The 12,301-nt window shown below is 65.9% G+C and carries 10 protein-coding genes and 1 pseudogene; 8 read left to right on the plus strand and 3 right to left on the minus strand.

Annotated elements, in window-relative coordinates:
* A pseudogene (locus tag ACFQPD_RS11070) lies at window positions 1-193 on the minus strand (IS3 family transposase); the annotation flags it as partial.
* 67 nt (window positions 194-260) lie between these two features.
* On the opposite strand from ACFQPD_RS11070, the gene ACFQPD_RS11075 reads away from it, so the two are divergent.
* The 4 genes from ACFQPD_RS11075 (at window position 261) to ACFQPD_RS11090 (ending at window position 5,002) form a co-directional block, all read left to right on the plus strand.
* On the plus strand, window positions 261-1,793 hold the full coding sequence (locus ACFQPD_RS11075; RefSeq protein ID WP_385900874.1) for an ATP-binding cassette domain-containing protein: 1,533 nt from the start codon (window positions 261-263) through the stop codon (window positions 1,791-1,793).
* Window positions 1,794-1,820: 27 nt separating this feature from the next.
* A complete protein-coding gene (locus ACFQPD_RS11080; protein ID WP_353080717.1) occupies window positions 1,821-3,128 on the plus strand; it encodes a sugar ABC transporter permease in 1,308 nt (435 codons plus the stop codon).
* Between the two features lie 132 nt (window positions 3,129-3,260).
* On the plus strand, window positions 3,261-4,373 hold the full coding sequence (locus ACFQPD_RS11085) for a sugar-binding protein (RefSeq protein ID WP_385900712.1): 1,113 nt from the start codon (window positions 3,261-3,263) through the stop codon (window positions 4,371-4,373).
* 260 nt (window positions 4,374-4,633) lie between these two features.
* Complete coding sequence (locus ACFQPD_RS11090; RefSeq protein ID WP_385900875.1) at window positions 4,634-5,002, plus strand: ferredoxin--NADP reductase; 369 nt, start codon at window positions 4,634-4,636, stop codon at window positions 5,000-5,002.
* Here the strand turns inward: ACFQPD_RS11090 and ACFQPD_RS11095 are convergent.
* Complete coding sequence (locus ACFQPD_RS11095; protein WP_385900713.1) at window positions 4,981-5,853, minus strand: SDR family oxidoreductase; 873 nt, start codon at window positions 5,851-5,853, stop codon at window positions 4,981-4,983. The two genes, ACFQPD_RS11090 and ACFQPD_RS11095, sit on opposite strands and share 22 nt — an antisense overlap.
* Window positions 5,854-6,203: 350 nt before the next feature.
* Between ACFQPD_RS11095 and trxA the strand changes: the two genes are divergently transcribed.
* Window positions 6,204-6,629 (plus strand): thioredoxin, encoded by a 426-nt coding sequence (gene trxA / locus ACFQPD_RS11100; protein ID WP_385900715.1) that lies wholly within the window; start codon window positions 6,204-6,206, stop codon window positions 6,627-6,629.
* Window positions 6,630-6,831: 202 nt separating this feature from the next.
* Window positions 6,832-7,467 (plus strand): hypothetical protein, encoded by a 636-nt coding sequence (locus ACFQPD_RS11105; RefSeq protein ID WP_385900716.1) that lies wholly within the window; start codon window positions 6,832-6,834, stop codon window positions 7,465-7,467.
* A gap of 68 nt (window positions 7,468-7,535) precedes the next feature.
* On the opposite strand, the gene clpB is transcribed toward ACFQPD_RS11105, so the two are convergent.
* Entirely contained in the window at window positions 7,536-10,118 is a 2,583-nt protein-coding gene (gene clpB, locus ACFQPD_RS11110) for an ATP-dependent chaperone ClpB (RefSeq protein WP_385900876.1), read from the minus strand.
* 367 nt (window positions 10,119-10,485) lie between these two features.
* On the opposite strand from clpB, the gene ACFQPD_RS11115 reads away from it, so the two are divergent.
* Window positions 10,486-11,253, plus strand: a complete 768-nt coding sequence (locus ACFQPD_RS11115) for a hypothetical protein (RefSeq protein WP_385900718.1) — start codon at window positions 10,486-10,488, stop codon at window positions 11,251-11,253.
* A gap of 147 nt (window positions 11,254-11,400) precedes the next feature.
* On the plus strand, window positions 11,401-12,300 hold the full coding sequence (locus ACFQPD_RS11120) for a sensor histidine kinase (RefSeq protein WP_385900720.1): 900 nt from the start codon (window positions 11,401-11,403) through the stop codon (window positions 12,298-12,300).
* Window position 12,301 lies beyond the last annotated feature (1 nt).

Here is a 12,301-nt window from a genome sequence, read left to right on the forward strand (position 1 = left end):
GGACACCGGGCTTCGCGCCGGCGTCGACCTCGCGGCGGCGATGCCACACCCGCAGCGTCTCCGCGCTCATGCCGAGGAGCCCCGCAACATGCCGCACGGCGGACATCAGATTCGAGTGCTCACCGGAGGCCTTGGCCTCATCGAGCATCCGCAGCGCGCGCTCGCGCATCTCGGGAGAGTACTTCTGGTTCATCGTGTTCCATCCTTGCTTCAAGAACGGAACGAAACCCAGGCCGATTCACAGTCACGTGTTGCTGGGGATGCTGAACATCACCAAGGAGTTCCCGGGCGTGCGCGCTCTCGACGGCGTCACGATGAACGTGCGCCGGGGTGACATCCACGCCATCTGCGGCGAGAACGGCGCCGGCAAGTCGACGCTGATGAAGGTGCTGTCGGGGGTATACCCGCACGGGACATACGACGGGCAGATCCTCTTCGAGGGCAAGGAGATGCACTTCGGTGGCATCAAGGCCTCCGAGGAGCAGGGCATCGTCATCATCCACCAGGAGTTGGCGCTGATCCCTGAGCTGTCGGTCACGGAGAATCTGTTCCTCGGCTCCGAGGTCACCTCCGGGCTGCTCATCGACTGGCAGGCCGCTAGGCTCCGGGCGCTCGACCTGCTGGCCCGCGTCGGCCTCGACATCGACCCCGATGCGCCGATCAAGACCCTCGGCGTCGGGCAGCAGCAACTCATCGAGATCGCCAAGGCGCTGGCCAAGAACGTGAAGCTGCTGATCCTGGACGAGCCCACGTCGGCGCTGAACGAGGACGACTCGCGCAACCTGCTCGACCTCATGCGCGGCCTGAAGGCCAAGGGCATCACCCAGATCATGATCTCCCACAAGCTCAACGAGATCGCCGCCGTGTCCGACGCCGTCACCGTCATCCGGGACGGGCGCACGGTCGAGACCTACGACGTCGTGGCCGGCCACGTCGACGAGGACCGCATCATCCGGGCCATGGTCGGTCGCTCCATCGAGAACCGCTACCCCACCCGCACGCCCCACATCGGCGATGTCCTGTTCGAGGTCAACGGCTGGAACGTGGAACACCCGTCCATCCCCGGACGCCTCATCGTCAAGGAGGCCGCCTTCACGGTGCGCTCGGGCGAGGTGGTCGGCTTCGCCGGCCTCATGGGCGCCGGCCGCACCGAGCTGGCCCGCTCGATCTTCGGCCGCTCCTACGGGCGGTGGCTGTCGGGCGAGATGCACCTCGACGGGCGCCGGATCGAGACCCACACCGTCGCGCAGGCCATCGACCAGGGCATCGCCTACGTCACCGAGGACCGCAAGATGCTGGGCCTCAACCTGATCGACGACATCAAGAGCACCATCGTGTCCGCCAACCTCAAGGACATCGTGTCGCGGTTCCTGCTCAGCCCGCGCAAGGAGTCCGCCGTCGCGGAGAAGTACCGCAAGGAGCTCCGGATCAAGGCGCCGAGCGTGGACGTCGGCGTCTCCACCCTCTCCGGCGGGAACCAGCAGAAGGTGGTGCTCGCCAAGTGGATGTATCCCGAACCGCAGCTGCTCATCCTGGACGAGCCGACACGAGGGATCGACGTCGGCGCCAAGTACGAGATCTACAAGCTCATCCACGCGCTCGCCGACTCGGGCAAGGGGGTCGTGGTGATCTCCTCCGAACTGCCCGAGCTGCTCGGCATCTGCGACCGGATCTACACCATCTGCGAGGGCCGGATCACCGGCGAGCTGGCGGCAGCAGACGCCGACCAGGAGACCCTCATGCGACGAATGACCACCACCAGCACCACCTCAGCCGCAGCGCTGTCGGCCTGACCTGAAACGGACTAGACAATGAAGGCTTTGAAGCAAGTTCTCGGGGGAAACCTCCAGCAGTACACGATGGCCCTGGCGCTGGTGCTCCTCGCCGTCGTCTTCGACGTGGTGTCCGGGGGGCGGATGCTCACGTCATCCAACTTCCAGAACCTGATCTCCGGCAACGCCTACGTGCTCATCCTGGCGATCGGCATGGTGATGGTGATCGTCATCGGGCAGATCGACCTCTCGGTCGGCTCGGTCGCGGGCTTCGTCGGCATGACCACGGCCATCACGACCGCCACGTACGGCTTCCCCTGGTGGGCCGGCATCCTGGCGGGCCTCCTGGCCGGAGTGGTCATCGGAGCCTGGCACGGCTTCTGGCTGGCGAAGGTCGGCATCCCGGGCTTCATCACCACCCTGGCTGGCATGATGATCTTCCGCGGGCTCGTCATCTGGATGTCGCAGTCGATCTCCGTGCCCGTCCCGTCGGAATACAAGTTCTTCGGCGCCGGCTACCTGCCTGAGTGGGGCCCCTCCTTCACGGGCCTGAACAACTCGACTCTGCTGCTCGGCATCCTCGCCGCGGCCTGGTTCATCTGGAGCGAGCTCAAGCGGCGCGCCCATGCCCTGGAGCGCGGGGCCGAGGCTCCGATGTGGGCCACGATCGTCCGCATCGCGCTGATCGTCGCGGTCATCGGCTACGTCACCTGGCTGTTCGGCAGCGGCCGCCCCGGTACCTCGTTCCCGATCCCGGGCGTCATCCTGGTCGTCCTCGTCATCATCTACCACGTCCTCACCCAGCGGACCCGGTTCGGTCGCCACATCTACGCCGTGGGTGGTAACAAGGCCGCGGCCGCGCTGTCGGGCGTCAACACCGCCAGGACCTACTTCCTGGTCATGCTCAACATGAGCTTCCTCGCGGCCATCGCCGGCATCCTGTTCGTGGGCCGTGCCACCGCTGCCGGCCCCTCGGACGGCACGATGTGGGAGCTGGACGCCATCGCGGCGGTCTTCATCGGCGGCGCCGCGGTCTCCGGCGGCATCGGCACCGTGATCGGATCCATGATCGGCGGTCTGGTGATGGCCGTCCTCAACAGCGGCCTGATGCTCATGGGCGTCGGCGCCGACCAGACCCAGGTCATCAAGGGCCTGGTCCTCCTGGCGGCCGTGGCCTTCGACGTCTACAACAAGCAGCAGGGCCGCCCCTCCCTGATCGGCACCCTGATGCGCCAGTTCCGCAGCGAACCCACCGCCGTCGCGCCGGTCACCGGGACCACCCCGGAGCCTGCGGCCGTGGATGGAGGGCCCGTGGTCGACGCCGCCGACACCCTCCCCGTCACACAGTCCAAGTAGTCCCTCCACACCATCGGGCGGCGTCCTGTGGGCGCCACCCCTCCCCCAGTGCGCCCTCGTGCGCACTCCACGGGCACCGATGCCCACCCCCGAACCGGATCGGCCGGTCGGGATCTTCCGAAAGGAACACCCATGAAAATGAAGGCAGCTGGCCTCCTCACCGGACTCCTCGTCTCCTCGCTGGCGCTCACCGCCTGCGGCGGCGGCCGCGAGGGCACCACCGAACCCACCACCTCGGGCGACACGTCCGCCTCGGCCGCCGCGGGCGGTTTCGCGGAGGACGCCACCATCGGCGTCGCACTGCCGTGGCTGGGCACGCAGAACTGGAAGGAGGCCGAGGTCATGTTCGCCGAGCAGCTCGAGGCCGCCGGGTTCACCCCCCTCATCCAGGCCGCCGACAACAAGGTGCCCCAGCAGCAGCAGCAGATCGAGGCCATGATCGAGCAGGGCGCCGAGGTCATCGTCGTCGGCCCCGTCGACGGCACTCAGCTCGGCTCCGTGCTGGAGAAGGCCCACGACGCGGGCATCGAGGTGCTGGGCTACGACCGGCTCATCGAGAACACCACCGCCATCGACGGCGTCGTCCAGTTCGGCTCGATCCGCACCGGCGAGCTCCAGGGACAGTCGCTGCTCGAGGGCCTCGAGGCCACCGGCCCCGGCCCCTACAACATCGAGCTCTTCGGCGGCGGTCCGGCCGACCCCAACGCCCCGAACTTCTTCACCGGCGCCATGAGCGTGCTGCAGCCGAAGATCGACGACGGCACCCTCGTCGTGGTGTCCGGCCAGACCGAGTTCACCCAGGTTGCCACCCCTGACTGGGACAACGCGAAGGCCCAGGCGCGCATGGACTCGCTCCTGTCGGGCAACTACTCCGACAAGAAGATCCACGGCGTGCTCTCGCCCAACGACGGCATCGCCCGCGCCATCCTGACGTCGGTCAAGCAGGCCGGCATGGAGCTGCCCGTCGTCACGGGCCTCGACGCGGAGAACGAGTCGATCATCTCGATCGCCGCCGGCGAGCAGTACTCCACGATCGCCAAGCCCACCGATGCGCTCGTCGCCAAGACCGTCGAGCTGATCCAGGTGCTGCAGTCCGGTGAGGGGCTGCCGGAGACCGAGGACACGGCCAACAACGGCAAGGTGGACGTCAACATCTACCAGCTGGATCCGGTCGTGGTGACCAAGGACAACGCCGCCGAGGTGTTCGCCAACGATCCCGATCGCCTGGCTCTCCTCGAGGGCTGATCGCACCACACGACGAGGGGCGGGTCCGTGAGGGCCCGCCCCTCGTCGTGACGCCCAAACCCGTGCAGGGGGCGCGGCCGCGGGGTAGCGTCGGGAGCGACGGCACCGCGACGGCGAAGGAGGCCCCCGCCCATGTCCCTGACTCTTGTCGAGAAGCTCCACGAGGCGGCAAACATCTGGACGTTCCGCTTCCGCAGTGACGAATCGAGCTGAAGGAGGCCCCCGACGGGGACTTCACCTGGGAGGAGACCGACGTCCCCATCGTCTTCGTCGCAGGCGGAATCGGTGTGACGCCGTTCCACAGCATCCTCAAGCAGCGGTTCCATGACGGCGAGCCCCTCGCCGTCACGTTGATCTACGGCAGCGGCTCGGACGACGTGGCGTTCGGCGACGAACTGGCCGAGTGGGAGGAGTCCGACCCCTCACTGACCGTGCATCGGGTCGTGGGTGAGCCCCTCACCGTCGACGTGCTCACCCGCCTGGTGCCCGCGCTGACGGACTGCCTGGTCTATGTGTCGGGTCCGGAGCCGATGGTCGAGGAGCTGGGCGAGGCGCTCCGCGAGGCGGGGCTGCCGGACCCGCAGCTCAAGGAGGACTTCTTCCCCGGCTACACCGCCGAGGACATCTGAGTCCACGACCGCATGGTCGCCTCGAGCGGCTCCGTGGGCCGGCCCAGCAACCGGGCGAGGTCGCCCGTCGTCGCATCCAGTGCGCCCTCGCGGATGCTGCCGTTCATCTCGACGATGAACTGCGCCGTCGCCTCGTCCAGCCCGGCGCCGAGCAAGAGATGGCGCTCGTCGTCGGAGCTCAGGGGCTCGTAGCGCACCGGGGTGCCGAGCACGAGCTGGGCGGTGCCGGCGAACTCCTCGTAGCTCCACGCGGTATCGCCCGAGAGCTCGTAGACACAGCCCTCGTGGCCCGGTGTGGACACCACCACGGCGGCGGCCTCGGCGTAGTCCCGGCGCGGGGCCGTCGCGAGCCGCCCGTCACCCGCGCTGTTGGCCACCACCCCGCCGTCCCGGGCGGCGACGAAATCCTGGTAGTGGTTCTCTGTGTACCACCCGTTGCGCAGCAGGGTGGCGGGGATGCCGGACTCGCGGATGAGTTCCTCGGTGGCCCGGTGGTCGACGGCGAGTCCCAGGATGGTGGTCGGCGCCATGAGCACTGACGTGTAGGCCACGTGTCCGACCCCGGCCCGGCGTGCCGCCTCGACGGCGTTGGCATGCAGCGGGAGCCGGTGACCCGGGTCGCTCAGCGAGATGAGCAGCAGTTCCTGCGCCCCATGCAGGGCCGCGGCGGTGGCGTCGATGTCCTCGAGGTCGAGCGGAGCGGTGCGGACCCCCCGCCGCGAGAGGTCACTGAGCCGTACGGCGTTGCGCCCCAGGGCGAGGATCTCCTCGGCGGGGGTCCCGCGGTCCAGGAGAGCCGCGACGGTCAAGCCGCCCAGCTGCCCGGTGGCTCCGATGATGGCGATGGTCATGGCTCTCCTCGTCGTGCGATGCGACGATCCTAGGTGTACTGGGCCACGACGTTCATGACAGACCCGGCGTCCGCGTCCGCTGGATCCCCCAAGGGCGGTGCAGGACTGTCTTCCCGGCCAGCGTCGGCTGGGAGCCCCGCAATGTAGTCACGCTCACCATCATGCCCCACCATGTCCGGGAAAGGGCTGTTGCTCAGGGAAATGCCCAGCTGGGTGTTGACCCCCAACTGTGGTGGGGTATCCCTGCACCGGTGTTGAGGTCCATGGTCTTACGAGATGCGGGCGGGCATCCTTGAAGTGGGAGTCGGCCTGTGCATGGCCGGCCCCGAACGTGAGCCGAGGAGGAAAGTATGAGCTCTCGCATCAGCGCTTGCCCGGGTTGTGGAGCGCGTAATCGGGTCCCTGCGGTGGCGGCCGGTCTGCCGCGATGCGCCAAGTGTCGGGCATCGTTGCCGTGGATCGTTGAGGCTGATGACACGGATTTCGGCCGTATCAGCGATTCGTCGAGGCTGCCAGTGTTGGTGGATCTGTGGGCGCCGTGGTGCGGCCCGTGTAAGCAGTTGTCGCCGATCTTGGAGAAGTTGGCGGTGCAGTATGCGGGGCGGCTGAAGCTCGTGAAGGTCAACGTGGACCAGTCGCCTGCCACCCAGGCTGCGTTTGGTGTTCAATCTATCCCGACGTTGGTCCTGCTGCGGGACGGGCAGGTCGTGGCGCAGCAGGCCGGTGCCATGCCGTTGGGGGCTTTGCAGCGCTGGATTGAGCAATACCTGGCGTGATCCGTGAGGTCAAGTCCTCTGATCTCTTCCGCAATGGGCGGGATAAGTATCGGGCGCTCAGACAGTGGAGCCGACAACACAGTGGGGCCGATAGGCTTCTACCATGGCGAGTCGACCACATTCCAAGACCACCGCGACGCCCGAGCGGTCCCACGCGAGTTGGTCCTTGCCTAGACGGTTGTTACTTGTGGGCGTGTCGAGCGTGCCTCTGGCCTTCGCGTCGGCTCTTGAGTGGTTCAAGGGCAGCGACGGCATCGGGATTGTTTCCTTTGTAGCGCTGAGCGCGATCGGGTACCTGTTGGCGATGTATGGGCGGATGCCAGACGAGTTCAATGTTGCGGGGCATAGCGCAAAGTTCACCACGGAGCAGCGCTTGGAGGTTCAGGCGGTGTTGGATGAGATGTCCGCGCAGCAGCTGGAGGAGATTGCCTGCGACGGATCAGATGAGATGCGTGAGCTGGCCAGTGATGCCCTGGACTTCCGGGATCGGGCTCGGGCCTATCTGGAGGAGGCGGCGAGTCTTGAGGGGTTCAGCTTGTCGAAGACTGGCCATGGAAGCTTGGACGGCGGCTCGCGATTGGGCGCGGTGCGTGCGATTCAGGGTCTGGTGCTGACCCATCGAGACCAAGTGATAGCGGTGGATCTTGGCGAGTTCGAGTATTCACACTTGGAGTTGGCGGCTCGTGGAGTCACCCATATCTTGGAGATTCAGCGCACGGAGGTCACCGTCCGCCGGGTGGCTGATGACCGGGAACTGTTTGTTAGCGAGCGGGTGATCAGCGTCGATCAGCTGCGGCGGGCACTGAGGGCGGTCGCAGCGGACAGCACCGGTGGCTGAGGCTCAACGCAGCAGGACAGCGCGAGGCCGGGGTCCCAAGTGAGGAGACCCCGGCCTCGCTTTTGGGCTCAGCCGATGCGCAGCTGATCGGTGTCGGGATCGACGTCGAACGTGACCACAGCACCATCGATGATCTCGCCGGCGAGGAGCTTTATGGCGAGCTGGTCCTCGATGGTGGACTGCACCAGCCGGCGCAGCGGTCGAGCGCCATAGACGGGGTCGAAGCCGTTGCGGGCGAGCCATTCATTGCCCCGGTCAGTGACGTCGATCACGATTCGGCGCTCCGCGAGGCGGGCGTTGATCTTGCGGAGGTGGGTGTCGACGATGTGGGTCAGGTCCTCCAAGGTCAGCGGGTCGAACATCACGATTTCGTCCAGCCGGTTCAGGAATTCTGGGCGGAAGGCGCTCCGTACCACGCCCATCACGGCCTCATGCTTGGCCTTGGTGTCCAGACTCGTGTCGGCGAGGAACTGGCTGCCCAGGTTCGAGGTCATGATCAAGATCGTGTTGCGGAAGTCGACGGTGCGCCCCTGGCCGTCGGTCAGGCGGCCGTCGTCGAGCACCTGCAACAGGATGTTGAACAGGTCTGGGTGTGCCTTCTCTACCTCGTCGAGCAGCACCACGCTGTACGGGCGGCGCCGTACGGCTTCGGTGAGCTGGCCTCCCTCTTCGTAGCCGACGTAGCCCGGGGGGGCACCGACGAGGCGGCTGACCGAGTGCTTCTCGGAGTACTCCGACATGTCGATGCGGATCATCGCGGTCTCGTCGTCGAACAGGAAGTCGGCCAAGCTCTTGGCCAGTTCGGTCTTGCCGACGCCGGTGGGACCGAGGAAAAGGAAGCTGCCGGTGGGCCGGTTCGGATCGCTGATGCCAGCGCGGCTGCGCCGGACAGCATCGGCAACGGCTTTGACTGCTCGCTTCTGCCCGATGAGGCGCTTGCCGATGTGTTCCTCCATGTGGAGGAGCTTGTCGGATTCGCCTTGGAGCATCTTGCCGACAGGGATCCCGGTCCAGGCGCTGACCACCTCAGCAATGTCCTCTGTGGTCACTTCGTCGGCGACCATGCGACTGGCCTTCTCTTCGTTCTCTTCCTGCTTGGCCTGCTCCAATTCGCGTTCCAGCGCCGGAATCCGCCCGTAGGCAATCTCGGCTGCTGCAGCCAGGTCGCCGACACGCTGGGCCTTTTCTGCCTCGATCCGGAGCTGATCGATCTGGGTCTTCAGCTCTCCGATTCGGTTGAGTCCGGCTTTCTCCTGAGCCCAGCGGCTCTCCAGGAGCCGCAGCTTCTCCTCAGAATCCGCCAGTTCTTGTTCCAGCCGTGCCAGGCGCGCCTTGCTGGCAGCGTCGGTCTCCTTCTTGATGGCGAACTGCTCCATCTTCAGCCGGTCCACTTGTCGCCGCAGCGCATCGATCTCTTCAGGACTGGAGTCGATCTCCATGCGGAGTCGGCTGGCAGCCTCATCGATCAAGTCGATGGCCTTGTCGGGCAGCCGTCGGTTGGTGATGTAGCGATGGCTCAGCGACGCGGCAGCAACGAGGGCGCCATCGGTAATGCGCACCTTGTGATGCGCCTCATAGCGCTCGCGCAAACCGCGCAGGATGGCGATGGTGTCCTCCACCGATGGCTCGCCCACATACACCTGCTGGAAGCGACGCTCCAGCGCCGGGTCCTTCTCGATGCGCTCGCGGTACTCATCCAGCGTCGTGGCGCCAATCATGCGCAACTCGCCGCGGGCCAGCATGGGCTTGAGCATGTTGCCCGCATCCATGGCACCTTCGCCACTGGCGCCGGCGCCGACGACCGTGTGCAGCTCGTCGATGAAGGTGATGATCTGGCCTTCGGCCTCCTTGATCTCCTTCAGCACGGCCTTGAGTCGTTCCTCGAATTCGCCGCGGTACTTGGCCCCGGCCACCATGGAACTGAGGTCGAGGCTGACGACGCGACGACCCCTCAGCGAGTCGGGCACGTCACCGGCGATCACGCGCTGCGCGAGGCCCTCGACTACGGCTGTCTTGCCGACGCCGGGCTCGCCAATGAGGACTGGGTTGTTCTTGGTGCGCCGGGCGAGGACCTGAATAACGCGGCGGATCTCCTGGTCGCGGCCGATCACCGGATCCAGCTTGCCCTCGCGGGCGCGCTCGGTGAGGTCGACGGAGTATTTGCTGAGGGCGGACTCGCCGCCTTCGGCCTCGGGGCTGGTGACACGGCGATCGCCCCGTGCGCCTGCGAAGGCTTCTTCCAGTTTCTCTGTGGTCGCCCCTGCACCGACCAGGATCGTCTGTGCCTCAGACGGGATGGACGTCAGCGCAATGAGCAGGTGCTCGGTGGAGACGTAGGAGTCGCCCAGCTTGTCGGCGCGAATTTCCGCGTCGGCGAGTACCCGCGCGAAGGAACCGGACAGTTGCGGTTGGGCTACCGAGCTGCCTTGGCTGGAGGGCAGCTTGCTGATGGCAGCCTGGGCGCGCTGGTCAATCTGGGCCGGGTCGACACCGACAGATTCCAGCAGTGGCCCCACTGAGTTCTCGGGGACCATCAGCAAGGCATGCAGTAGGTGAGCGGGCTCAACCGAGGGATTGCCGGCCGCCAATGCGTTGCGGACAGCGGCCGAGACCGCGTCCCGGCTCATCGTGGTGAGCTTCTCGGTGTCCATGTGCTTCTCCTTCGGATCGGGACTGGTATGCGCCCGCGCGAGGCGGGCCGCTGCGAAGCTGTGGCACCAGGGCTCTCGGCGGGCCGTCAGCGGCTGTGCCGGCAGACCCAGCAGAAAAACCTGACGCACTTCGATGGTGGGCATCGGTGCGGCTCCGGGTCAAGCGCTTCGGCAGCATTTGGGGGTTGGCCCTCACTGCAGTGGGGGACGACGCCCATGTGCGACCAGATCTTTGGATTTGGGCCGTCCTCGTCGGCGATCCTTGCTGCATGGGACAGGAAGGACTGTAGGCCAGGAAGGAACAGAGGCTGACCCTCACCTCGTCCATCCGTTCGCATCGCACGAGGAATCGCAGGAGAAAATCACCATGGACTTCACAGACCATGTCGTGGTCGGCGTCGACGGTTCGTCGACCTCGATCGCTGCCGCCGTGTGGGCCCGGGACATCGCTCGCGCCGGACACTGGCCCTTGGGCATTGTTCACACCCAAGGGCTGGCGCCCGATGTGCGGGAAATGTTGGGCGAAGGCGGCACATTGATGTGTGTCGAATCAATGCTGGCCCCAGCATTGGTTCAGGCGAGTCGCACCGCGGCCATGGTCGTCATCGCGTCCCGTGGTCAGGGCTCGACCGTCCTCCCGATTGTGGACGCCGCGGCCGAAGCCGTGCTCCAGGAGGCTGCCGGTCCGGTGGTGGTGCTCCCCTCCACCACCTGGAACACCTTGGAGCGACCTCTTGTGTTAGGCCTCGACGCCGAGCGCCCAAGCCCTGCCAGCATTCGTTTCGCCGTATCCGTCGCGGGGCGCACCGGGGCCCGGCTGAAGGTCATTGTCGACGACAAGGGGCAAGGCCCCGACCGGGCGCGTCTCCAGACCGTGCAGGTCCTCACCCGGGTCCTAGGTAGCGACCTCCCCGAGACCTTTGATGTGGAGGTCTCAGCCCACGAGCTGACTGACGCGTTGCTCGCGAAGGCATCGGAAGCGAGCCTGACTGTCGTGGGCAGCCAAGACGCCAGACGCTCTGTCGAACGAGAGCGCTCTGAGAGCCGGCTGTTGCTCCGGTTGTCCACCTCGCCGTTTGCGGTGGTGGCCAACACCGTCGAAGTAGATCAGGCTGACGGATCCGCTACCCGATAGACTGACCGAACAGACTCCCGATACAGCGCTTGGCAAGGTCCCCAGAGCAGGTGGCGATGCCTCGGGAAGCGGCTCACCCCTAGAGAGGGGCATTCGGTGAGTTTACAAAGACGTATCTGGGCCATGGTCGTGGGTGCCATCGTAGTGATGACCACTATCCTGATCGCTACCCCGATCACGATAAGTTATCCACCCACTCCCGGGCAGATCGCCTGGGTCATCAGTGGAGTGATTGTCTTGTCCCTCATCAGCTGGCGCATCATCAAGCATGGGCTATCCCCACTCATCCGCGTCGCACAAGACATTGAGGCCACGACAAGCCTCGATGCGGCGCTCCCCATCGAGACGGCGCCCGGTCTGCCCGAGCTGGACGGTATCGTGCTGGCCCACAACGCCCTCGTCGAACGCCCGCGCGCGCAAGGTCGTGCGACGGTTTCGGCTCTGATCGAGGGTCAGGAGTTGGAGCGTGCTCGCTTATCCCGTGAGCTCCATGATGACGTCGGACAGACCCTCACTTACGCACTGCTCTTGTTGCAGTCCGCTCAAGATGACCCGCATAGCCAGCAGAAGATGACTATGGCGCAGGATGCCGTTCGGACCAGCCTGCAAACCGTCAGGAAACTGGCCGCCGACCTGCGCCCCAGCGTGTTGGCCGACCTCGGCCTGGTCAGTGCGCTCACGTCTTTGGCCACAGCTCACGCCGAGGCCACCGGTATGGCCGTGCGCCGCGAGATCAACCCCGTCCCCGACCTGGGCTGGGCTGGGCAGCTGGTGGTTTACCGGGTTGCTCAGGAAGCTCTGACCAACTGTGCGAAACACTCCGGTGCCAGTGTGGTGACCCTGTCTCTCACCCACCGGGAGAACCTCGTCCAACTGGTCGTAACAGACAACGGCAAGGGCTTTGGTGAGGCTATACCCGGCACCGGCATGGCGGGCATGCGAGATCGCGCGCGATCCATCAACGCAAACTTGAACGTCGCCGACAATCCCGACGGTGGCACACGCATCGAACTGCGCATCAACCTCGACACTCTCCCAAAGGAATGAC

Origin of the sequence: Tessaracoccus sp. O5.2 (assembly GCF_964266725.1) — a bacterium.
GTDB classification, from domain to species: domain Bacteria; phylum Actinomycetota; class Actinomycetes; order Propionibacteriales; family Propionibacteriaceae; genus Arachnia; species Arachnia lapidicapta.

Excerpts from the sequence above, each read along its gene's own strand:
- ACFQPD_RS11085 (WP_385900712.1), top strand. The coding sequence starts at position 3,261 with ATGAAAATGAAGGCAGCTGGCCTCCTCACCGGACTCCTCGTCTCCTCG.
- trxA (WP_385900715.1), top strand. The coding sequence starts at position 6,204 with ATGAGCTCTCGCATCAGCGCTTGCCCGGGTTGTGGAGCGCGTAATCGG.
- ACFQPD_RS11075 (WP_385900874.1), top strand. The coding sequence starts at position 261 with ATGCTGAACATCACCAAGGAGTTCCCGGGCGTGCGCGCTCTCGACGGC.
- ACFQPD_RS11115 (WP_385900718.1), top strand. The coding sequence starts at position 10,486 with ATGGACTTCACAGACCATGTCGTGGTCGGCGTCGACGGTTCGTCGACC.
- ACFQPD_RS11095 (WP_385900713.1), bottom strand. The coding sequence starts at position 5,853 with ATGACCATCGCCATCATCGGAGCCACCGGGCAGCTGGGCGGCTTGACC.
- ACFQPD_RS11120 (WP_385900720.1), top strand. The coding sequence starts at position 11,401 with ATGACCACTATCCTGATCGCTACCCCGATCACGATAAGTTATCCACCC.
- clpB (WP_385900876.1), bottom strand. The coding sequence starts at position 10,118 with ATGGACACCGAGAAGCTCACCACGATGAGCCGGGACGCGGTCTCGGCC.